This is a genomic window from Ramlibacter sp., assembly GCF_035554825.1.
Lineage (GTDB): Bacteria > Pseudomonadota > Gammaproteobacteria > Burkholderiales > Burkholderiaceae_C > Ramlibacter.
This window is the reverse complement of the sequence record NZ_DATMHS010000111.1, coordinates 1-21520: the sequence shown is the minus strand read 5'-3', so window position 1 is coordinate 21520 and position 21520 is coordinate 1. Positions and strand designations below refer to the sequence as shown.

Annotated in this window: 21 protein-coding genes; 8 read left to right on the top strand and 13 right to left on the bottom strand. The window is 69.2% G+C overall.

The features are described from left to right. From VNT59_RS14120 to ribD, 6 genes are all read right to left on the bottom strand, one after another. Window positions 1–920, bottom strand: a 920-nt coding sequence (locus VNT59_RS14120) for a pyridoxal phosphate-dependent aminotransferase (protein ID WP_325499117.1), incomplete at its 3' end; no start/stop codon positions are given. Beyond that, entirely contained in the window at window positions 920–1453 is a 534-nt protein-coding gene (gene nusB / locus VNT59_RS14115; protein WP_325499115.1) for a transcription antitermination factor NusB, read from the bottom strand. The genes VNT59_RS14120 and nusB, both read right to left, overlap by 1 nt. After that, window positions 1450–1914, bottom strand: coding sequence for a 6,7-dimethyl-8-ribityllumazine synthase (gene ribH, locus VNT59_RS14110; protein ID WP_325499113.1), 465 nt, complete (start codon window positions 1912–1914; stop codon window positions 1450–1452). The genes nusB and ribH overlap by 4 nt, the downstream gene beginning before the upstream one ends. 9 nt (window positions 1915–1923) lie before the next feature. Continuing rightward, on the bottom strand, window positions 1924–3060 hold the full coding sequence (gene ribBA, locus VNT59_RS14105; RefSeq protein ID WP_325499111.1) for a bifunctional 3,4-dihydroxy-2-butanone-4-phosphate synthase/GTP cyclohydrolase II: 1137 nt from the start codon (window positions 3058–3060) through the stop codon (window positions 1924–1926). After that, the gene (locus VNT59_RS14100) at window positions 3057–3716 is read right to left on the bottom strand and encodes a riboflavin synthase (protein ID WP_325499109.1); all 660 of its coding nucleotides are present in this window, start codon (window positions 3714–3716) and stop codon (window positions 3057–3059) included. The genes ribBA and VNT59_RS14100 overlap by 4 nt, the downstream gene beginning before the upstream one ends. Window positions 3717–3749: 33 nt before the next feature. Then, window positions 3750–4877 (bottom strand): bifunctional diaminohydroxyphosphoribosylaminopyrimidine deaminase/5-amino-6-(5-phosphoribosylamino)uracil reductase RibD, encoded by a 1128-nt coding sequence (gene ribD / locus VNT59_RS14095; protein WP_325499107.1) that lies wholly within the window; start codon window positions 4875–4877, stop codon window positions 3750–3752. A gap of 138 nt (window positions 4878–5015) precedes the next feature. Here ribD and VNT59_RS14090 point away from each other — a divergent pair, with 138 nt between their 5' ends. The 7 genes from VNT59_RS14090 to VNT59_RS14060 all read left to right on the top strand — a co-directional run bounded on the left by VNT59_RS14090 (window position 5016) and on the right by VNT59_RS14060 (window position 12262). Continuing rightward, on the top strand, window positions 5016–5408 hold the full coding sequence (locus VNT59_RS14090; protein WP_325499105.1) for a type IV pilin protein: 393 nt from the start codon (window positions 5016–5018) through the stop codon (window positions 5406–5408). A gap of 41 nt (window positions 5409–5449) precedes the next feature. Then, window positions 5450–5980: a type IV pilus modification protein PilV gene (gene pilV / locus VNT59_RS14085; RefSeq protein WP_325499103.1), complete on the top strand. Its 531-nt coding sequence runs from the start codon at window positions 5450–5452 to the stop codon at window positions 5978–5980. Continuing rightward, window positions 5977–7353 carry a PilW family protein gene (locus tag VNT59_RS14080; protein WP_325499101.1) on the top strand — a complete coding sequence of 459 codons (1377 nt, stop codon included), beginning with the start codon at window positions 5977–5979 and terminating at the stop codon, window positions 7351–7353. The genes pilV and VNT59_RS14080 overlap by 4 nt, the downstream gene beginning before the upstream one ends. After that, window positions 7350–7862, top strand: coding sequence for a PilX N-terminal domain-containing pilus assembly protein (locus VNT59_RS14075; RefSeq protein WP_325499099.1), 513 nt, complete (start codon window positions 7350–7352; stop codon window positions 7860–7862). The genes VNT59_RS14080 and VNT59_RS14075 overlap by 4 nt, the downstream gene beginning before the upstream one ends. Before the next feature lie 14 nt (window positions 7863–7876). Further along, on the top strand, window positions 7877–10990 hold the full coding sequence (locus VNT59_RS14070; RefSeq protein WP_325499097.1) for a pilus assembly protein: 3114 nt from the start codon (window positions 7877–7879) through the stop codon (window positions 10988–10990). 4 nt (window positions 10991–10994) lie between these two features. Then, the gene (locus VNT59_RS14065; protein ID WP_325499095.1) at window positions 10995–11573 is read left to right on the top strand and encodes a GspH/FimT family pseudopilin; all 579 of its coding nucleotides are present in this window, start codon (window positions 10995–10997) and stop codon (window positions 11571–11573) included. 80 nt (window positions 11574–11653) lie between these two features. Then, on the top strand, window positions 11654–12262 hold the full coding sequence (locus VNT59_RS14060; protein ID WP_325499093.1) for a GspH/FimT family pseudopilin: 609 nt from the start codon (window positions 11654–11656) through the stop codon (window positions 12260–12262). A 6-nt stretch (window positions 12263–12268) separates the two neighbouring features. Here VNT59_RS14060 and nrdR read toward each other — a convergent pair whose 3' ends face one another. The 3 genes from nrdR to VNT59_RS14045 all read right to left on the bottom strand — a co-directional run bounded on the left by nrdR (window position 12269) and on the right by VNT59_RS14045 (window position 15020). Continuing rightward, window positions 12269–12718, bottom strand: a complete 450-nt coding sequence (nrdR, locus tag VNT59_RS14055) for a transcriptional regulator NrdR (RefSeq protein ID WP_325499091.1) — start codon at window positions 12716–12718, stop codon at window positions 12269–12271. A 9-nt stretch (window positions 12719–12727) separates the two neighbouring features. Then, a complete protein-coding gene (gene glyA / locus VNT59_RS14050; RefSeq protein WP_325499089.1) occupies window positions 12728–13972 on the bottom strand; it encodes a serine hydroxymethyltransferase in 1245 nt (414 codons plus the stop codon). Window positions 13973–14201: 229 nt separating this feature from the next. Next, window positions 14202–15020: a lytic transglycosylase domain-containing protein gene (locus tag VNT59_RS14045; RefSeq protein ID WP_325499087.1), complete on the bottom strand. Its 819-nt coding sequence runs from the start codon at window positions 15018–15020 to the stop codon at window positions 14202–14204. Between the two features lie 919 nt (window positions 15021–15939). Here VNT59_RS14045 and VNT59_RS14040 point away from each other — a divergent pair. Continuing rightward, window positions 15940–18645, top strand: coding sequence for a DUF349 domain-containing protein (locus VNT59_RS14040; RefSeq protein ID WP_325499086.1), 2706 nt, complete (start codon window positions 15940–15942; stop codon window positions 18643–18645). On the opposite strand, the gene VNT59_RS14035 is transcribed toward VNT59_RS14040, so the two are convergent. From VNT59_RS14035 to VNT59_RS14020, 4 genes are read right to left on the bottom strand one after another with little or no spacing between them, the layout of a single operon-like run. Next, on the bottom strand, window positions 18623–19393 hold the full coding sequence (locus VNT59_RS14035) for a M90 family metallopeptidase (RefSeq protein WP_325499121.1): 771 nt from the start codon (window positions 19391–19393) through the stop codon (window positions 18623–18625). The two genes, VNT59_RS14040 and VNT59_RS14035, sit on opposite strands and share 23 nt — an antisense overlap. Beyond that, window positions 19393–20157, bottom strand: a complete 765-nt coding sequence (locus VNT59_RS14030) for a UDP-2,3-diacylglucosamine diphosphatase (protein WP_325499119.1) — start codon at window positions 20155–20157, stop codon at window positions 19393–19395. Before VNT59_RS14030 ends, VNT59_RS14035 begins: the two co-directional genes overlap by 1 nt. Window positions 20158–20175: 18 nt before the next feature. Then, the gene (locus tag VNT59_RS14025; protein ID WP_325499085.1) at window positions 20176–20682 is read right to left on the bottom strand and encodes a peptidylprolyl isomerase; all 507 of its coding nucleotides are present in this window, start codon (window positions 20680–20682) and stop codon (window positions 20176–20178) included. Window positions 20683–20730: 48 nt separating this feature from the next. After that, entirely contained in the window at window positions 20731–21414 is a 684-nt protein-coding gene (locus VNT59_RS14020; RefSeq protein WP_325499083.1) for a peptidylprolyl isomerase, read from the bottom strand. Window positions 21415–21520: the final 106 nt, after the last annotated feature.

The window sequence follows — 21520 nt, the reverse complement described above, 5'->3', positions numbered from 1 at the left end:
TGGGGGATGAACCAGTCGCGGCGGGCCTGGAAGCCGGCGCGCCGCCGCTCGTATTCCGCGATGCTCTCCGGCTCGAAGCAGGCCAGCGCCGCATGCTGCGCCACGGTGCTCGGGCAGATGAACAGGTTCTGCGCCAGCCGCTCGATCACCGGCACCAGCGCTTCGGGCACCACCATCCAGCCGAGCCGCCAGCCGGTCATGTTGAAGTACTTCGAGAAGCTGTTGATGCTGATCACCTGGTCGTCCAGCGCCAGGCCGGTGCGGCCGAAGGCCCGGTCGTGGCTCAGGCCCAGGTAGATTTCGTCGAGCAGCGTGATGCCGTCGCGGCTGCGCACGAAATCGTGGATGCGCTTCAGTTCGTCGGGATCGATGGAGGTGCCGGTGGGATTGGACGGCGACGCGAGCAGCACGCCGCGCGTCTTCGGCCCCCAGTTGGCCTGCACCTTCCCGGCGCTGAGCTGGAAGCGCTCGGCGGCGGTCGTGGGCACCATCACCGCCTGCCCGTCGGCCGCGCTGACGAAGTGCCGATTGCAGGGGTAGCTCGGGTCGGGCATCAGGATCTCGTCGCCGGCCTCGATCAGCGCCAGGCAGGCGAGCTGCAGCGCCGCGGACGCGCCGGCGGTGATGACGATGCGGCGCGCGGCCACCTGCACGCCGAAGCGCTGCGCGTACCACTCGCTGATGCGCTCGCGCAGCTGCTCGAGCCCGGTGGCCTGGGTGTACTGGGTCACGCCGTCGCGGATCGCGCGGGCCGCGGCTTCCTGCACCAGTGGCGGCGCGGTGAAATCCGGCTCGCCGATGTTCAGGAAGATCATCGGCTGGTCGCTGCGGGCGACTTCGCGCGCGAGCTGCGCCGCCGCTTTCGCGACCTCCATCACGTAGAAGGGTTCGATGCGCTGGGCCCGCGTCGAGACTCGCATCATCTTGCCTTTCCGCTGGCCTTGTCGGCCTCGACTTCGGCGCCGCGCAGCCGCGGCGCCAGGCCGTTGAGCACCGCGTTCACGTACTTGTGGCCGTCGGTGCCGCCGAACTCCTTGGCCAGTTCGATGCACTCGTTGAGCACCACGCGCCAGGGGACGTCGGCGCAGTGCATGAATTCGTAGGCGCCGATCCACATCACCGCGTGTTCGATCGGGGAGATCTCCTCGAGCTTGCGGTCCAGCAGCGGCACGATCAGGGCATCGAGTTCGCCCGCCTGTTCGACGCACCCGTGCAGCAGCGCGTCGTAGTGCACCGCGTCGGCCTTGTGGAAGCCGGCCAGGCCGCGGGTGAACGCATCGATCGAGGCCGCGTCGTTGCGGCCGACCAGGTGCTGATAGAGCGCCTGCACGGCGAATTCGCGCGAGCGGCTGCGGGCGGACTTGGCGGCGGCCTTGCGGGTGCCGGTGGCCTTCAGGCCGGTGCGGCTGCCGCGGGCCGGGCGCGGCGTGGAATCGTCGGACTCTTCGGTCATTCGATCTCGTCCAGCAGGTTGCACATTTCCACGGCGACCCGGGCCGCGTCGCGGCCCTTCTCGGTCTGCCGCGCCACCGCCTGGTCCAGGTTCTCGGTGGTGAGGATCGCGTTGGCGATCGGCAGCCGGTAGTCGAGGGCGACCCGGCTCACGCCCGCCGCCGATTCGTTGGCCACCAGCTCGAAGTGGTAGGTCTCGCCGCGGATCACGCAGCCGAGGGCGATCAAGGCGTCGTAGCCGCCTCGTTCCGCCATCGCCTGCAGCACGACCGGCACCTCCAGCGCGCCGGGAACCCGGACATGGTCGATGCGGTCCTGCGCAACGCCCAGCGCTGCGAGTTCGGTGACGCAGGCCTGCGCCAACGCCTCCGTGATGCCTTCGTTGAAACGGGCCTGGACGATGCCGATGGAGAGGCCCTGGCCCTCGAGCTTGCCCGAGCGGCCCTTGTCTGCGCCAAACATGTGGTTCTTTCAGGTAACTTGGGTGGGGGCGACGTAGCCGGCGATTTCCAGCCCGTAGCCCGCCATGCTGGGCAGCCGCCGCGGCGTGCCCAGCAATTTCATCCGGTGGACGCCGCACTCGCGCAGGATCTGCGCGCCCACGCCGTAGGTGCGCAGGTCCATGCGACCGCGTTCCGGCGCGTGCGCCGCCTTCGCGCGGCCTTCGAATTGCGCCAGCAACTGCTGCGCGTCCTCGCCGCAATTGAGCAGCACGACGATGCCGCGGCCTTCGGCGGCGATGTGCTGCAGGCTCGCGTCGAGGTTCCAGGAGTGCATCGAGCGGTTGGTTTCGAGCACGTCCAGCACCGACAGCGGCTCGTGCACCCGTACCGGCACGACGTCGTCTGCCGTCCACTGGCCCATCACCAGCGCCAGGTGCAGGCCGTGGCTCGGCTTGTCCTGCCACGCGTGGGCGGTGAATTCGCCGTGCGCGGTGCGCAGCGGCCGGGTGCCGATCTTTTCGACCAGCGATTCGTTGCGGCTGCGGTAATGAATGAGGTCGGCGATGGTGCCGATCTTCAGGCCGTGCTCGGCGGCGAACAGCTGCAGGTCCGGCAGCCGCGCCATCGTGCCGTCGTCCTTCATGATTTCGCAGATCACAGCCGCCGGCGTGAGGCCCGCCAGGGCCGCCAGGTCGCAGCCGGCCTCGGTGTGGCCGGCGCGCATCAGCACGCCGCCGTCCACCGCCTGCAGCGGAAAGATGTGGCCGGGCTGCACCAGATCCTCGGCCTTGGCGTTCCTGGCCACGGCGGCCTCGACGGTGCGGGCCCGGTCGGCCGCGGAGATGCCAGTGGTCACGCCTTCGGCCGCTTCGATCGAGACGGTGAACGCCGTCGAATGCTTGGCGCCGTTGCGCATCACCATCGGCGGCAGCCGCAGGCGCTCGCAGTGGTCGCGGGTGAGCGTGAGGCAGATCAGGCCGCGGCCGAAGCGGGCCATGAAGTTGATCGCCTCGGGCGTGACGTGCTCGGCCGCCAGCACCAGGTCGCCTTCGTTCTCGCGATCTTCCTCGTCCACCAGGATGACCATGCGGCCGGCCCGGATGTCGGCCACGATCTCGTCGACCGAGGAGATGGCCACGCCGGCAAGAGGTTCGGGAGCGTTCATGCGCTGGCCTTCGTTGATGGCGCGGTGAGCATGCGCTCGACATACCGCGCGATGAGGTCGATTTCGAGGTTGACCCGGCTGCCGGCGCGCAACCCGGCCAGCGCCGTGTTCTGCACCGTGTGCGGAATCAGGTTGATGCTGACTTCGGTGCCGTCCTGCAGGTCCGCGATCGTGTTGACCGTGAGGCTCACGCCGTTGACGGTGATCGAGCCCTTGTACGCCAGGTACTTGCCCAGGGCCGCCGGTGCGATCAGGCGCAGCTCGAAGCTCTCGCCGACGGGCTCGAAGCGCGTGACCCGGCCGACGCCGTCCACATGGCCCGAGACGATGTGGCCGCCCAGCCGCTCCTGCGCCCGCAGGGCCTTTTCGAGGTTGATCCGGCCCGGTTCGGCCAGGCCCGCGGTCTTGTCGAGGGATTCGGCCGAAATCTCCACCGAGAACCGCCGCTGCTGCGGGTCGACGTCCGTCACGGTCATGCAGGCGCCGTTGAGGGCGATGCTGTCGCCCAGGCCGACGTCGTCGAGGTAGCCGGCCGGCGCCTCCACCGACAGCCGCTTGCCGAAGCGTGCAGCGCCGGCCGGATCGGCGGCACCTGTGCTGGCGAGGTCGTCGACGGCGGCGATGCGCCCGACGCCGGTAATGATTCCGGTGAACATCCGGCTATTTTCGCAGGGAATGGAAAGGCCGCGTCAGGGACGGTCGTGGGGCCCGAACCGATCGCGTCCGGACACCCTCGCCAGCAGCCGGACGTCGGGCCCCACGCGTTCGCAGGAGCGGAACTCCAGCGGCACGGCGCCGGCCAGCTCCGTGAGCGGCCCGAAATGCGCCATCTCGCGTCCCAGCCCCAGCAGTTTGGGCGCCAGGTACACCAGCAGTTCGTCCGCGAGCCCTTCGCGCAGGAGCGAGCCGTTCAGCTTGTGGCCGGCCTCCACGTGCAGTTCGTTGGTGCCGCGCGCGGCCAGGTCGCGCAGCATCCCGGCCAGGTCCACCTTGCCGCCCGGCCCCGGCATGTGGCGCACCGTCGCGCCCCTGGCCTCCAACGCCTGCTGCCGCTCGGGGTCGGCGACCGCGGCGTAGATCGACAGGCGCCGGCCCGGCACGAAGATGTTGGCGTCCAGGGGCGTCTCCAGCCGACTGTCCACCAGCACGGCCTCGGGCTGGCGCGCGGTGGCCACCTCGCGCACGTCCAGCCGGGGGTTGTCATCGCGCACCGTGCCGATGCCCGTGAGCACCGCCCCCGCGCGGGCCCGCCAGCGGTGCCCGTCCTGGCGTGCCTGCGCGGACGTGATCCATTGGCTGGCGCCGTTCTCCAGCGCGGTCCTGCCATCCAGCGAGGCCGCAATCTTGATGCGCACCCACGGCGTGGCCCGCACCATCCGGCTGAAGAAGCCGATATTGAGCTCCCGGGAGGCATCGGCCCCAGGCCCGACGATCACGTCGATGCCCGCCGCGCGCAGGCGGGCGAAGCCCTGGCCGCCGACCAGCGGATTGGGATCCTGCAGCGCGGCGACCAGGCGGCCGATGCCGGCGGCGATCAGGGCGTCGCAGCAGGGGGGCGTGCGGCCGTGGTGCGAGCACGGCTCCAGGCTCACGTAGGCGGTGGCACCCGTCACGGATTCGCCCCGCGCCGTGGCGTCCAGCAACGCCATCACCTCCGCGTGCGCCTGGCCGGCCGCCTGGGTGTGGCCCTGGCCGATCACCCGCTGGCCGTCGGCCGACACCAGCACGCAGCCCACGCGCGGGTTGGGCTCGGACAGCCCGATGGCCCGGGCGGCCAAGGCCAGCGCCTGCTGCATGAAAGTGTCGTGCGGATCCATCGGGTGCCTATTCTGCGGCATCGAGCGGCAACCCCGACCATTTGGCACTCGGGGGCAACCGGTCGTCGGCTGTGCCGGCCCGCGGCGGCCGGGGTGGATTAAGGTCCGCCTCGACCAGACAAGGCAAGAGGAGAAGGCATGGGAACGTCCAGGCAACGCGGATTCACGTTGATCGAGCTGATGATCACGTGCGCGATCGTGGCGCTGCTCGCGGCCGTCGCGCTGCCGTCCTACCGCGCCCACATCGCGAAGACCAACCGGCGCGCGGCCCAGGCGCAGATGCTGGACATCGCCAATCGCCAGCAGCAGTTCCTGCTCGCCAACAGGGCGTACGCGACGAAAGCCCAGCTCACGGCCAGCGGCTACAACCTGCCGGTCGACCTGAGCAGCAGGTACGAATACGACGTCACCGTGGGAGAGAGCACAGTGCCGGCCTTCACCGTGACCTTCAGCCCGCTGGGCACCCAGGACGGCGACGGCACGCTCACCTTCAACAGCGAGGGCGTGAAGGCGCCCGCGGACAAGTGGTGAGGACGATGGGCGCCCGGCGAATCGCCGAACGCGGCGCCACCATGATCGAGGTGCTGGTGACGCTCGTCGTCATCGCCTTCGGCCTGCTCGGCATGGCCGGCCTGCAGATGCGGCTGCAGATGTCGGACCTGGAATCCTATCAACGCAGCCAGGCATTGCTGCTGTTGAACGACATGGCCAATCGCATCGCCGTCAATCGAACGGCGGCGGTCTCCGGGGCCTACCTGGTGGCCCCGACCTCGCCCGTGGGCGCTGGCATGGCCTGTCCGACGGCGACCGGGACCGCCGCCCAGCGTGACCTGAAGGAGTGGTGCCAGGGACTGCAGGGGGCGGGCGAGGTACTTGGCAGCAACAACGCCGGCGCCATGGTCGGCGGCCGTGGCTGCGTCCAGAGCGTGGGCGGCGACATCATGGTCACCGTGGCCTGGCAGGGCTTGACGCCCCTCACGGCGCCGCCGGCTTCTGTCGCCTGCGGCGCCGACCAATACAACGGCCCGGCCGGCGCGCCGTGCAGCGGCGATCGCTGCCGCCGCACCGTCACCACCCTCGTGCGGATTGCCAACCTGCTATGAAGTCCGTCCCGCATTCCACCCTGAAGGCGCACGACCGGCGCCAGCGCGGCTTCACGCTCGTGGAGCTGCTGATCTCGATCGTGCTCGGGCTCTTCATCGTGCTGGCGCTGCTGACGCTGCTGATCAACGTCAACCGCAACAACGGCGAGATGGCGAAGAGCAACCGCGTGATCGAGAACGGCCGCTTTTCGATCCAGTTGCTGGAATCGGAGGTCTCGCATGCCGGCTTCTGGGCCGGATTCCTGCCGCTGTTCGACGACCTCACTTTCCAGGGCGCGGCGCCGGACGTGCCCCGCGACTATCCGGCCGGTGCGCCGGTCGTGACCGCGGTGCCGGACCCGTGCGCCAACTGGGCCGCGCTGGCGGCCGACCCCGATCCGCAGGTCCTGGCGCAGCACAAGACCAATCTGCTGGGCATCGCGGTGCAGAGCTACGAGATTCCCGCCACGGTGCCTTCGCCGACGGTGCCGGTCTGCGCCAACCGGGTGGTCAATCCCAAGGGGAACACCGACGTCCTCATCGTGCGGCATGCCGAAACCTGCGTCCCGGGCGTGGACGGCTGCCCGGCCCTGGCCGCCAACGAGCTCTACCTGCAGCTCCCGCAGTGCGGCGCCACGATGCCGACGCCGCCCTATGCCTTCGAGCAATACGACGCCGCCAACGTCAACACCTTGTTCCCGCACCGGGTGCGCGCTGCCGACTGCGCCACGGCGGCCTACGCCGACAAGCGCAAGTTCGCGTCGACGCTGTATTACGTTCGGCGCTATTCGGTCACGGACGGCGACAACATCCCCACGCTGATGCGGTCGCAGTTCGGGTGGCAGACGGTGGGCGGCGTGACGGCGCTGCAGTTCGGCGCGCCCGAGGCCCTCATCGAAGGCATCGAGGCGTTCAAGGTGGAATTGGGCATCGACAACGTCAGCGACTCTGGCGTGACCCTGACCGACAGCGTGTTCAACACGACCGGCGCCGACATCACGCTGCCGGCCCCCACCGACGCCGGCCTCGGCGCGGGCGCCGCGCCGGTGCTGCCCAGCGGCTCCGCCGCGACCGTCACCTGGGCCAACGTGACGACCCTCACCTCGCCGACCAACCGCGGCGACGGGATCCCGGACCTGTACAAGCGCTGCTCCGCCGCGTCACCCTGCAGCGCCTTCGAGCTGATGAACGCCGTTGCCGTCAAACTGTTCGTGCTCGTGCGCAGCGAGAACACCACGCCGGGCTACACGGACGCCAAGACCTACTGCCTGGCCAGCCAGTGCGCCAGTGGCGAGCGGCTCGGTCCTTTCAACGACGGCTACAAGCGGCATCTGTTCACCCAGACGATCCGCCTGATCAACGTCTCGAACCGCAGGGAAACCCCTCCGACATGATGAACGCGCCGCTTCCCCGCCGGCTCGTGCCGCGCGCGAGCGCCCAACGCGGCGCCACGCTGATCATCGGCCTGATCCTGCTGGTGCTGATCACGCTGATCGTCGTCAACGCCTTCACGCTCAGTTCCTCGAACCTGAAGGCAGTCGGCAACATGCAGGCGCGCGACGAAGCCATCGCCGCCGCCAACCAGGTGGTGGAGCAGGTCGTGAGCTCCAACTTCACCACCACCCCGGCGGCGCAGACCGTGACCGTCGACATCAACAAGGACGACCGGCCTGACTACACGGTCGCCGTCGCCACGCCCACCTGCGTGCGGGCGACCCGGGCCGCGTTCGCCGACCCGAGCGACGTCGAGCTCGGGCCCGGCATGTCGGCGGGCAGCACCTGGAACACCGACTGGGATCTGGATGCAACGGTGACCGACGGCGCCACGGGGGCCAGGGTGCGCGTGCGGCAGGGTGTGCGGGTGCTGCTCTCACAGTCCCAGAAAACGTTGTCCTGTCCATGAGAGGAGATTCGATCATGCGCAAGAAGATGGTTGGCGTCCTGGCGGCGGTTCTCGGCCTGGCGCTGCAGTTGCCCGCGCTGGCCGAGGACATCGATCTGTTCGCGGCGCCCAATCCCGTGACGACGACACTGCCGAACGTCCTGATCGTCCTGGACAATTCCGCGAACTGGAACACCGCGTTCTCGGCCGAGAAGGCGGCGCTCGCTTCCGTCTTCCGGAGCCTGCCGGCCGACAAGTTCCGGGTCGGGTTGATGATGTTCACGGAAACCGGCAACGACAATCCGAACCCGGGCGGGGCCTACGTGCGCGCCGCGCTGCGGCCGATGAGCGCGGCCAACCGCGGTGTGTACGCGGACATGATCGCCAGCTTCGACAACAATGCCGACAAGGCGAACGGCCGGGCGCTGGGGCTGGGCATCGCCGAGGCGTACCGCTACTTCTCCGCCGGAGCCGTCTACGGCGGCATCAAGAAGAAGCGGGACTACCTGGGCAACGCGAGCGGCAATGCCGCCTCCAATGCCGTCTACGCGCTTCCCGGGAACGCGCTGGCCTCGGCGGCGGCCACCACCTACACCAGCCCGATCACCGACAGCTGCCAGCGCAACTTCATCATCTACATCGGCAACTCGACGGCTGGCGGCAACGTCGCCAAGGACAGCACGTCCGAGACCGAGCAGTCGGGTTCCATGCTGACCGCCGCCGGCGGCAGCACGACCCAGATCCCCATCTCGCCGGTGGGCGACAGCAGCAACTACTCGAACGAGTGGGCGCGCTTCATGAAGAGCTCGAGCTACAGCATCTCCACGTACACGATCGACGTGGCGATGAACGGCGGCGATCCGAACAACAGCGCGCTGTTGCGGAGCATGGCGAGCGAGGGCGCCGGCAAGTATTTCTTCATCAACGGTGAATCGTCGACAGTGGGCGACGACATCGAGAACGCACTGAACAACGTGTTTTCCGAGATCCAGTCGGTCAACAGCGTGTTCGCCTCGGTCAGCTTGCCGGTGAGCGTCAATACCCAGGGCACGTACCTCAACCAGGTGTACATCGGGATGTTCCGTCCGAATGCCGGCCCGGAACCTCGCTGGACCGGCAACCTCAAGCAGTACAAGCTCGGGCAGGTGGGGTCGGCGCTGAAGCTGCTCGACGCCGCCAACGCGGGCGCCATCAACAACCTGACAGGCTTTATCTCGGAGTGCGCCCGCAGCTTCTGGACGCCGTTGACCACGGACAGCTACTGGCTGTTCATGAGCTGGCCCACTGGCACGACCTTCTGCCTCCCGCCGGGCGGCAGCGCGGATGCCTACAAGAACTCCAATTCGCCCGACGGCAACATCGTGGAGAAGGGGGCGCAGGCGTACATGCTGCGCTCCGACGTGAGCCGGAACATGAAGACCTGCGGCGCCTCGATGAGCGGCTGCAGTTCGCTGGTGGCTTTCGACAACACCAGCGCCTCGGCCACGGCGCTGGGCGCCGCGACCACGACGGAGCGCGACGCCATCGTCAACTGGGCGCTTGGCCTGGACGTGCAGGACGAGGACGTCGACGCGGTCCGACTGCTCGAGAAGCGGCCGTCGGCCCACGGCGACGTGGTGCATTCGCGACCGGTGGCGGTGAATTTCGGCACCGACAGCGCGCCGCAGGTGGTGGTGTTCTACGGCGCCAACGACGGCGCGCTGCGCGCCGTCAACGGCAATCGGGCGAGCGCCATCGGCGGCGTGGCGGCGGGCGCGGAACTGTGGTCGTTCATGCCGCCCGAGTTCTACGGCCGCATCAAGCGGATCAAGGACAACGTCATTCCGATCAACTACGCCACCGGGCTGCTTGACCCGAGCGCGGCACTGCCCAAGCCATATGGCATGGACGGGCCGATCACCGCGTTCAAGGGCGCGTCGAGCACCTTCATCTATGCGTCGATGCGGCGCGGCGGCCGTTCCGTGTACGCGTTCGACGTGACCAACAGCCTGACTTCGCCCGGCAGCCCGAGCCTGAAGTGGCGCATCGGCTGCGCCGACGGCAGCGACAGCGACTGCACCAGCGGCTTCAGCGGCCTGGGCCAGACCTGGTCGTCGCTCAAGGCATTCACCACCGCCGGCTTCGAGTCCGGCACCAAGCCGCTGATGATCTTCGGCGGCGGCTACGACGCCTGCGAGGACTATGACGCCCTGAGTGCGGGCGGCGCCAACCACAACTGCGTCAGCAGCTCGAAGGGCCACTACATCTACGTCGTGGATGCCGACACCGGCGAACGCATCAAGACGTTCGACACCGAAGGCACCCGGGGCGTGATCGCGGACGTGACGCTGGTACGCAACGACTCGGGCCAGGTGATCTACGGCTACACGGCCGACCTGGGCGGCAACGTGTACCGCCTGAATTTCGCGGGCGGCAGGGACGACTGGACGATCACCAGGATCGCGTCGCTGGGCTGCGCCGCGCCCGGCACCTGTACCGCCAATCGCAAGTTCATGTTCGCGCCCAGCGTCGTGGCGCTGCCCGAGGGTTACGGCATCATGATCGGCTCGGGCGATCGCGAGAAGCCGCTCACCTATTACGCGGCGGCCGCGGCGGTGCCCAACTACTTCTTCATGTTCTTCGACAAGCCGGCCCTGGCCACCGGCACGACGACGGGAACCTGGCCCGGCAACAACACCTGCGGCGCGGCGCTGCTGTGCCTGGACTCCCTCTACCCGATCGGCCGCACCGCCGCCACGCCCACGGCGGCACAGCTGGCCACCAAACAGGGCTGGTATCTGGCGCTGGCACCGACCGAGCAGGTGGTGACCTCGGCGGTGACGATCTACGGCGTGACGACGTTCAGCACCCACCAGCCGGCGGTGCCGGGCGGGGGGACGTGCCGCTCGAACCTGGGCGAAACGCGCGTCTACAACATCAACTACACCAATGCCGGCAGCGCCAACGGCACGGCCAACCGCTTCGAGGACGTCGCCGGCGACGGCCTGCCGCCGTCACCGGTGGCGGGACAGGTGACGCTCGACAACGGCCAGACGGTCCCGTTCTGCATCGGCTGCAGCAAGGACTCGCCGCTGGAGGGCAAGCTGCCGTCGTCGATGACCTCTGTGATTCAGCCCAAGAGCCGGGTCTACTGGTACATCCAGAAGTAAGCGGATGACGAGACGCTCGACCCTGGCCGCAGCCGCCCGCGCGCGCCGGCGCGCCCAGCGTGGCTTCACGCTGATCGAACTGATGGTGACGGTCACCATCCTGGCGATCCTGGCCGCGCTCGCGGCCCCATCCTTCAACGAGGCCTTCCTGGGCAACAAGCTGGCGGCGTACGCCAACAGCTTCGTGGCCAGCGCACAGTTCGCCCGCAGCGAAGCGATCAAGCGCAACGGCACGGTGGTCATGTGCCGGTCCGCGACGGGGACCGCTTGCGCGACCAGCGGCACCTGGCAACAGGGCTGGATCGTCTGGCGCGACGACAACGCCAACAGCACGGTGGACAGCGGCGAGGTCTTGCAGATCCAGCAGGCGCTCTCGCCCGACTACCGCTTCAGCGCGGCCAGCGACGCCTACTCCCTCGACTTCCTGGCGAGCGGCGGCGCGCAGATCAGCGGGGGCGGCAGTCCGGCCACCTTGACGCTCTGCCGGGCAACGCCGGAGCCGGGGCGGCAGGAGCGGACACTGCGCGTGACCGCCACCGGCCGCACGTCGGTCGAGAAGACCACGACGGGGAGTTGCACCTGAAGCTGATCCGAAGTTGATTCGTTAGTTTACTATTACTGTCAAATATAGAGAAATAGTAGTACTCGGCTTATAGTGCCGGCATGGAGACGCCGGCCGCTCGCCCGATGGACGCCATGGGCGCGAGGCGGGGGCGCAGGCAAGACGGCCGGCGATCGGCTCACGGCTTCACCCTGGTCGAACTGCTGGTGGCGCTGACGGTGGCCGTCGTGCTGGCCGGCATCGCCGCACCGTCCTGGAACGCCTACACCCAGAAGGTGCAGCTGGTCTCGGCCTCCAATACCTTCCTTGCCAGCCTGCAGCTGGCGCGCAGCGAGGCCATCAAGCGGCAGGACCGGGTCGTGCTGTGCAAATCGGCCGATGGGATGTCCTGCGCGGCGACCGGCGGGTGGGAGCAGGGCTGGATCAGCTTCCACGACGCCAACAACGACGGCGCCCGCCAAGACGGCGAAGAACTCGTCAGGCGGCAGCAGGCACTGCCGTCCGATTGGCGCCTGTGGGGCAACTACAGCGTCGCGCAGTACGTGTCGTTCGCGCCGACCGGGGCGACCAAGCTCGTGACGGGCGGATTCCAGGCTGGCACGTTGACCCTGTGCCGCCGCTCGGCGGACTCGGTGCCGGCGCGGCAGATCATCCTGAATGCCACCGGACGGCCCCGCGTGCACGCGCTCACGCTGGCCGACTGCCCCTGAACCCGGCTAACGCCGCACCTCGTCCACCAGCGTCTTGAATTCGTCGACGTCCTCGAAGCTGCGATAGACGCTGGCAAAGCGGACGTAGGCGACCTTGTCCAGCTTCTTGAGCTCCCGCATCACCAGTTCGCCGATCCGGGTGGAAGGGATCTCGCGCACCCCCAGGCTCAGCAGCTTTTCCTCGATCCGCTCCACCGCGCTGTCGATCTGCTCGGTGCTCACCGGGCGCTTGCGCAAGGCCAGCTTCATCGACGCATGGAGCTTGGTCCGGTCGTAGTCGATCCGGCGGCCGTCCTTCTTGACCACCGCCGGCAGCGAGACGTCCGGCCGTTCGTACGTCGTGAAGCGCCGCTCGCATGCCATGCACTGGCGGCGGCGGCGGATGAAATCCCCGTCCTCGGACACCCGGGTCTCGACCACCTGGGTCTCGTCCTTCCCGCAGAAGGGGCACTTCATGGCCGCCGGTCAGCCGTATACCGGGAAGCGGCGGGTCAGGGCGCTCACCCGTTCCCGCACCGCCGCCAGGTTGGCCGCGTCGCGCGGTGCGTCCAGCACGTCGGCGATCAGGTTGGCGGTGAGCCTGGCTTCTTCCTCGCGGAAGCCGCGCGTCGTCATCGCCGGGGTGCCGATCCGCACGCCGCTGGTCACCATCGGCTTTTCCGGATCATTCGGGATGGCGTTCTTGTTGATGGTCATGTGGGCCTGGCCCAGCACGGCCTCGGCTTCCTTGCCCGTGATGCCCTTGCTGCGCAGGTCCACCAGCATCACGTGGCTCTCGGTGCGGCCGCTGACGATGCGCAGCCCGCGCTGGGTCAGCGTTTCCGCCACCACCTGGGCGTTCTTCACCACCTGCTGCTGGTAGATCTTGAATTCCGGCGCCAGCGCTTCCTTGAACGCCACCGCCTTGGCCGCGATCACGTGCATCAGCGGGCCGCCCTGCAGCCCGGGGAAGATGGCGCTGTTGATCGCCTTCTCGTGGGCGCTCTTCATCAGGATGATGCCGCCGCGCGGGCCGCGCAGGCTCTTGTGGGTGGTGGAGGTGACCACGTCGGCGTGCGGCACCGGGTTCGGGTACGCGCCGGCGGCGACCAGCCCGGCGTAGTGCGCCATGTCGACCATGAAGATCGCGCCCACGGCCTTGGCCACCCGGGCGAAGCGCTCGAAATCGATCCGCAGCGCGTAGGCCGAGGCGCCGGCGATGATCAGCTTGGGCTTGTGCTCATGGGCCTTGCGCTCCATGGCGTCGTAGTCGATCTCTTCGCGTGCATCGAGGCCGTAGGAAACGACGTTGAACCACTTGCCGCTCATGTTGAGCGCCATGCCGTGGGTCAGGTGCCCGCCCTCGGCCAGGCTCATGCCCATGATCGTGTCGCCCGGCTTCAGGAAGGCCAGGAACACCGCTTCGTTGGCCTGGGCGCCGGAGTGCGCCTGCACGTTGGCCGCCTCGGCGCCGAACAGCTGCTTCACGCGATCGATGGCCAGTTGCTCGGCCACGTCGACGTTCTCGCAGCCGCCGTAGTAGCGCTTGCCCGGATAGCCCTCTGCATATTTATTGGTCAGCTGGGTGCCCTGGGCCGCCATCACGGCCGGCGAGGCGTAGTTCTCGCTGGCGATGAGCTCGATGTGTTCTTCCTGGCGCCGGTTCTCGGCCTGGATCGCGGCCCACAGTTCGGGGTCGGTCTGTTCGATGAGGATGTTTCGGTGGTACATGGCAGTCCTGCGCGACGATGGTCCTTGTCCGAGACAAGGGCTGCCCAGGCGAACGGCTGAACGCCGGGCATGGACCCGGCGGCACGCTTCCCAGTGGTGTGGCAGGGCGTCCGCCGCTTTCGCGGCTGCCCTGCGATCCTCTCCACGTCAGCGCCGGCGGCCCCCCCGGGGCGCCGCGCCTATCGCCAGTCGCGTACCGTGCGGAGTGTAGCGGACCGGCTGCGGGGCGTCAGGAGACCGACCAGGCGGCCAACTTGTCGGCCGGCGCGGCCGGCAGGTCGGCCGGCGCCGGCGCGACGGTGCGAATGGTCTGCGGCTGGCTCACCGGCACCGACCGGCCGGCGGCCACCTGCTTGAGCCGTTCGTGTTCGGCCATCACCTTGTCGGCGTAGCCGCCATCCTCGTCGAGGTTGGCCGCGCCCACATAGAAGCGCAGCCCGGCGGACAGCGAGCCGGCCCGCTGGATGCACTCCTGGAGCACCTTGACGCCCACCCGCAGGTTGCTGACCGGATCGAAGGCGGCCAGCTTGCCGCCGAAGTTCTCGTACTTGTCGGTGTGGACCTTGGTCATCACCTGCATCAGGCCCTGGGCGCCGACCGGGCTCTGGGCAAACGGGTTGAAGCCGGATTCGACGGCCATCACGGCCAGGATCAGGGTGGGATCGAGCTTGACCCGCTCGCCGATCTCGTAGGCTTCGGCCACGAGCGCGCTCACCGGCTCCGGCGCGACGCGGTACTTCTTGCTCAGCCAATAGGCAATGGCGGCCTGCTGCTTCGGCAGGTCCTGGGGATTGGCCGCCGTGGCGCGGTCGATCGCATCGAGTTCCACCTGCATGCCGACAGCCATCATCTGGCGGGCCTGCAGCCAGCTCATGAGCCTGGCCTCGCCAGCCTCGCGCAGGTCGGGCCGGGCCGACACGGCCAACACGCAAAACACGGTGGCCAGGCCGACGAGGGCAAAGCCGTTGTGGGTGATTTCGAAGAATCCCTGTCCGACGTCGGCGGCGAAGGTTCGCACGCCCTGCATCGTTCTTGCTAGCGCTGTCATAGCACTTCCTTTCTACGCGCGGGGCCGGACAGGCAACGCTGTTGCTCACAGCATCACACCGTCAGGCTCCTCGTTTGGATTGGTACGCCGTCAATGCCGCGGGGGTCTGGCGCAGCAATTGATCTCAGCCGGGTTCGGCAGCGGTTCAGAACCCTGGTACGTCTGCCAGGGACGGCGCATTCTATGGGCCGCTTTCATATGCGGTCAAGAATATCGAGTTACGTTTTTATTCTAATTCACGTCGCAAGGAACATGAATTTACAGGTTTCGCGTCAATTTTTCTGTCGGCAAACCACGGCAGAGCATGTCGGCGGGCGCCGACGCCCTGCAGCCGACCTCCCGCACTGCTGCGAATTTGGAAGCGCGAAACGGCAGGCGGCAGCGCGCGGGCATGGAAGAGATGGCGCGCCGGGTGTCGGACGACCGGGCCCTGCCTTGCCAGCGCTGCCGGGGCCGGGTTCGGTATCGATTGTTTCGGCGTTCGGGTCGCTGTCGTGTTCGCGGCCGCACCGGCGCACACGGCCGACACGGCTTGTCAAGGCAAGTGCCGCAATCGGGGCAGGGCGCGCCATTGAAAACGCGCGCTTGCAAGCTGCGGTGGGGTGCGGTACCTTGCACCTGCCTGAGGGATCAGGCGTTTGCCGCAAGGACCACCTCGGTGGCTCGACCGGCCCCTCCTGGAAGCAATCTCTTGCTTCCGCGCAGCCAGGGACTTCAATCTCCCAGGCTGCAACCAGACGGCAATGATCTCGGTCAGCCGTCAAGCCCGGCAGACGGTTCGCCCCGCCTGCCGGGCTTTTTCGTGTGGCCGCCGGCCGAAATGCCGGCTGCGGCCGGGGCTCGTTCGGCGCCGGCGCATTCGCGGCGAGAATAGCGGTCTTGCCCCATCCGGGGAGCGCACCTTTCCGAAGACACCGCAGTGACCCAAGCCAGCCTGAAATCCACCGACACCCGCGCCCTCGACGCCCTGACCGGGGGCGCATTCTCGGCGCCGACCTCCGGCGAGCGCGCCGCCCGGGTGCGCGAATGGCTCGCGCGCCATCCGACCGCCGAGCAGATGCAGGAGGTGTTCCGCGAACTGAGTGGCCGCGACAAGGGCGCCGCCAAGCTGCTGCGCGAGCGGCTCGACGAGATCAAGCGCAGCAAGGGCCAGGAAGCGATGGCCGCTGAATGGTCGGACAAGGCCAGGGCCCTGCTCACGCAACCCAAGTTGAATATCGCCGACGCGCTGGCGTGGCAGCGCGACGCGGCCAAGGCCGGCGCGCCCCTCAGCCGCGAGCCGCTGGCCGGGCTGAAGGCGCAGCTGGCCGACCGCGTCCGGGGGATCGAGGACCTGCAGCACCGGGTGCAGGTGCAGCGCGAGGCCGCCGTGCTGCTGGCGCAGCGCATCGAGGTGCTGTCGACCAAGTCGTGGCAGGACGCGCAGGCGGCTTCCGAATCGTTGTCGGCCGACGTGCCGGCCTGGCAGGCCCAGGCGCAAGCCCTGCTGGCCGACGGCAACTGGCCCAGCGTGGACAGCAAGTTCCCGCCGCTGCTGGAGTCGTCCCGCGCCCAGTTGCAGGTGGTGTGGGACGCGTTCCAGAGCGCGGTGGCCCAGGCGGTGGCCGCCGCCCAGGATCCGGCCGCGCCGCTGCCGCCGGTGCCGGTGTGGGCCGACGAACTGCGGGTGGCGCGCGGGGTGCCGGTGGAGGCCGCCGCCAAGCCGGCCAAGCCCAAGGTCGACCCGGAAGTGCGGGCCAAGGCCAGCGACGCGGTGCGCGAGGCGCTCGGCAAGCTGGAGCAGGAGATCTCGCAAGGCCACGGCAAGGCGAGCGCCGGCGCGGCCGCCGCCTTGCGCAATGCGCTCAAGGAGCACGGCAAGCTGGTCGACGACAAGCTGGAGAACCAGGCCCACGCGGCGCTGGCCGCCGCCGGCGAGCTGGAAGGCTGGCAGCGCTGGCGCGCCGACCAGTTGCGCCAGGAGCTGGTGGCGAAAGCCGAGGGGCTGTTCGAGCGCCCGGCCGCCCCGGCCGAAGGCGAGGAGCCGGCGCCGCCGAAGCCGCGCTACGGCGGCCGCAAGATGCAGGAGCAGCTGCGCGCCTTGCGCGAGCAGTGGAAGCAGACCGACCAGGGCGGGCCGCCCAACCACGCGCTGTGGAAGCGTTTCGACGACGCCTGCAACGAGGCCTACAAGGTGGTCGAGGGGTGGCTGGACAAGGTGAAATCGGAGGCCGCCGAGCACAAGGCCCAGCGCCTGGCGCTGATCGAGGAAGTCAAGGGCTGGGCGGCCGAGAACGCGACCGCCCGCGATGGCGACTGGAAGGGCTTCAACCGCATCCTGCACCAGTTCGAGGACCGCTGGCGCGAGGCCGGGCACCTGAGCGAAAAGGCGTTCGCCGAGCTCCAGCCGGCGTGGAAGGAGGCGATCCGCGCGGCATCGGCGCCGCTCGACGCCATGCAGAAGCAGAGCCTGGAACGCCGGCACGCGATGATCGACGAAGCCAAGGCCCTCGGCGCCGAATCGCCGCTGCGCATCGACGCCGTCAAGGGGCTGCAGCAGCGCTGGCAGGCGGAAGCGCAAACGATTCCGCTGGATCGCAAGCACGAGCAGAAGCTCTGGGATGCATTCCGCAAGCCGATCGACGAGGCGTTCAATCGCAAGACCCAGGAGCGCGAGCGCGCCGCGGCGGCCCTGAGCGATCGCGACCGGATCGTGCTCGAGGCTTCGAAGGCGCTGGAGGCGGCGAACGCGACGGGCGATGCCCAGAAGATCAAGGCGGCGATGTCCGCCCTGGAAGCGGCGCTGCGCGGCCAGGCTCAGGCCGCCGCGGCGGTGGAAGCGGCCGGCCGGGACGTGCCGGCCGCGGCCGAAGCTGCCGGGGCGCCGACACCGGTGCCCGAAGCCGAATCCGGGGCGCAGGCCGAGGCGGCGCCCGCCGAGGCTGCGGGCGAAGCGGCCGCGCCGCCGCCCACGCCCAAACCCACGCCCAAGCCGGTGATCGCCATGCGCGGCGACGACCGCCCTGGCATGAAGAAGACGGAGCCGGCCGCGCCGATGCGCGGCGGCAAGTTCGGCGACCGCAAGGGCCCGGGGGCCGGCCGTCCTGGCGAGCGTCGGGACGAGCGCGGCCCGCGCGACGCGCGCGGCGGCGGCCGGTTCGGCGATCGGCCCGCCGAGGACCGCGGTCCCCGGCTCGGCGACGTGGCCTTCCGGGCGCAGCGCGAGGCGCTGGAGCATGCGCAGCTTGCGCTCAAGAAGCTGGCGGCGCAGGCGCATGGCGAGGCCCTCACCCAGCTGCTGACGGCGTGGGAGCAACGCTCGGGCGACCAGGTGCCCAGCGGTCAGGAACTCGGCAAGGCGGTGACGCCGGCCGTGCGTACGTCGTGGGTGCAGGCGCTGAGTGCGCCGGCGAACGGCGACGCGGCGGAGGCGCTGCTGCGGCTGGAGATTGCCGCCGAAGCGCCGACCCCGGCCGAACAGCTCGCGGCGCGCCGCCTGTTGCAGCTGCAGCTGCTGACCCGCCGCAACGATCCGGCGCCGGCGCAAACCTGGGGCCAGGACGCGGCCCGCGTGCTGGCGACCGCATACGACGCGGGCGCGGCGCGGCGCCTGCAGAACGCGCTCAGGACGCTGCTGCGGCGCTAGGGCCGAAGAAGCTGTCGAACAGCGGCAGCAGCGCGGGGAACTCCCGCTCGAACCGCGTTCGGCTGACGAAGTAGCCTTCGCAGGCGACGGCGAAGAACTCGCCGATCGACTCGGCGCCGTAGGGGTCGAGCCAGGTCGGCTCGCCGCCGAACCGTTCCGCGATCACCACCCGCTCGCGGAAGGCGTCGTACTCGGCCTGCATCACCTCGCGCCAGTGGCGGCGGGCGGCGGCGCTGGGCAGCGGCGGGCAGCCGTCCGGCGCGCCGTCGCGCATGTCGAGCTTGTGGACGAATTCGTGGACCACGACGTTGTAGCCCGCCGCCGCAGCCGTGCCGGCGCTCGCGACGTCCGACCAGCTGAGCATTACGGGCCCCTGGTGCATCGCTTCACCCGACAGCACCTCGTCGTACTGATGGACGATGCCATCGTCGTCCATGGCCGTGCGCCGCGCCAGCACTTCGCCCGGATGCACCACGATGCCGACGAAATCGTCGTACCAGGCCAGCCCCAGGTGCAACACCGGCAGCACGGCCTGGGCGGCGATCGCCAGCGCCACCGCATCCGTGATCACGAAGCCGTTGGCGCCGTGGAACTCCTTGCTTGCCAGGAACTGCCCCGCCAGCGCCCGCAACCGCGCGACATCCGCTGGCGGCCGGGCGCCCAGAAACGGAAACCGGGCGAGAACGTCCGCCCACAGCGCGTCGGGCACCGCAGGGGCCGCGGTGCGCCGCCGCCACCAGTTCAGGATCACAGGTCGATGCGCTGCAGCCCGGCGCTCGTCAGCCGCAGCACCTGCTGGCGGGGCGGCTCGGCGCCGGCATCCCAGTCGCTGAGCACCGCGCGCCAGCCCCGCGCGCCCAGCAGGTGGTCGGCGGGCCGGTGGGTGTGCCCGTGCACGAGCGTCTGCGCGCGCGCCGCGTCCAGCCACGCCAGCGCCGCGGAACCGTCCACGTCGGGGTAGTCGCTGCCCGATCGCTTGCGGTCCTGGCTCTGCTGGCGCAGGGCGCGCGCGATCGCCTGCCGGTTCTCCAGCGGCTTGGCGAGGAATTCCTGCTGCCAGGCCGGGTTGCGCACCTGCGAGCGGAACCCCATGTACTCGGAGTCGGCCAGGCACAGCGCGTCACCGTGCGTGAGCAGCCAGCGGCGGCCGTCGAACTGCAGCACGGCGGGGTCGGCCAGCAGCGTCGTCCCGCAGCTGTCCAGGAAGCCCCGGCCGACCAGGAAGTCGCGATTGCCGGGCATGAAGTAGACCGCGGCACGGCGCGCCGTCGAGTGCAGGACCTGCGCACATTCCGCGGCGAAGCCGGGCGCGGCGGCGGCATCGTCGCCGACCCAGACCTCGAACAGGTCACCGAGGATGAAGACGGCGTCGGCGGGGGTCTTGCCCATGTAGCGCCGCCACGCTTCGAAGGTGCCCGGCTCGGCCGGCTGCAGGTGCAGGTCGGAGATGAAATCGATCGTGCGCCACGTCGCCGGCGCCTCGACTTCGGCGAACCTGGGCAGGTCGGGCATCCCTTCCACGGCCGGGCTTCAGACCGCGACGGCCTTCTCGATCACGACGTCCTGCAGCGGCACGTCGTCGTGGAAGCCCTTGCGCCCGGTCTTCACCGCCTTGATCCGATCGACGACATCCTGCCCGCCGACGACCTTGCCGAAGACCGCGTAGCCCCAGCCCTGGGCGCTCGGCGCGGTGTGATTGAGGAACTCGTTGTCGGCGACGTTGATGAAGAACTGGGCGGTGGCCGAGTGGGGCGCCTGCGTGCGGGCCATGGCCACCGTGTAGTTCTGGTTCTTCAGGCCGTTGTTCGCCTCGTTCTCCACCGGCGCGCCGGTTGGCTTTTGCTGCATGCCGGGCTCGAAGCCGCCGCCCTGCACCATGAAGCCCGGGATCACGCGATGAAAGATCGTGTTGTCGTAGTGGCCCTTGCGCACGTAGTCGAGGAAGTTGGCGACGCTCTTGGGGGCCTTCTGCTCGTCGAGCTCGAGGGTGATCACGCCGTAGCCGGCGATGTGCAGTTCGACCTTGGGATTGTTCATGGAAGTCCTTGGATGCGGAATATGGAAATGCGGAGGCTGCGGTGGCGCTTACTTCAGCAGGGCCGCCGACTTGATCACGACCGGCGTCGCCGGCACGTCGCCCGGGAAGGGACCGCCAGGTCCGGTCGGCATGGCCTTGATCTTGTCGACCACCTCCATGCCGCTCACGACGCGGCCGAAGACGGTGTAGCCATACAACTGCGGCGCCTTCTCGAACGTCGCGCGCGGCTGGTTCTCGTACACCCGGCCCTGGTATTCGAAGCGCGGCACCGGATCGCCCGGCGGGATCAGCACCGGGTCCAGGAAGGGGTTGTCCTTGACGTTGATGAAGAACTGCGCGCTGGCCGAATTCGGATCGTTGGTGCGCGCCATCGCCACGGTGCCACGCTCGTTCTTCGGCCCGCCCTTGGCGAGCGCCTCGCGGCCTTCGTGGGCCACCGGCGGTCGGGTGGGTTTTTGCGCGTAGCGCGTGTCGTAGCCGCCGCCCTGGATCATGAAGTTGTCGATGACGCGGTGGAAGATCGTGCCGTCGTAGTGCTTGTCCTTGACGTAGCGCAGGAAGTTCTCCACGGTTTTCGGTGCCTTGTCCGGATAGACCTCGATCACGATGTCGCCGGCCGAGGTGGAGAACTTGACCTGCGGCGCGGCGTCGGCCGCGACTGCCGTGCCGGCGCCGAACGCGAGCCCGAGGGTCAGGGTGAGGGCCGCCGCGCGGCGGGTGAGGACGGTCATCGGCGAATCGCTCCTTTGGATGTTCGGGGCTCGCGCAGCCGCAGCCCCGGCGAAGTGGGAAGTCCCGCCATGGTAGCGGCACATCGGGGGTGCCGCAGCTCTGCTG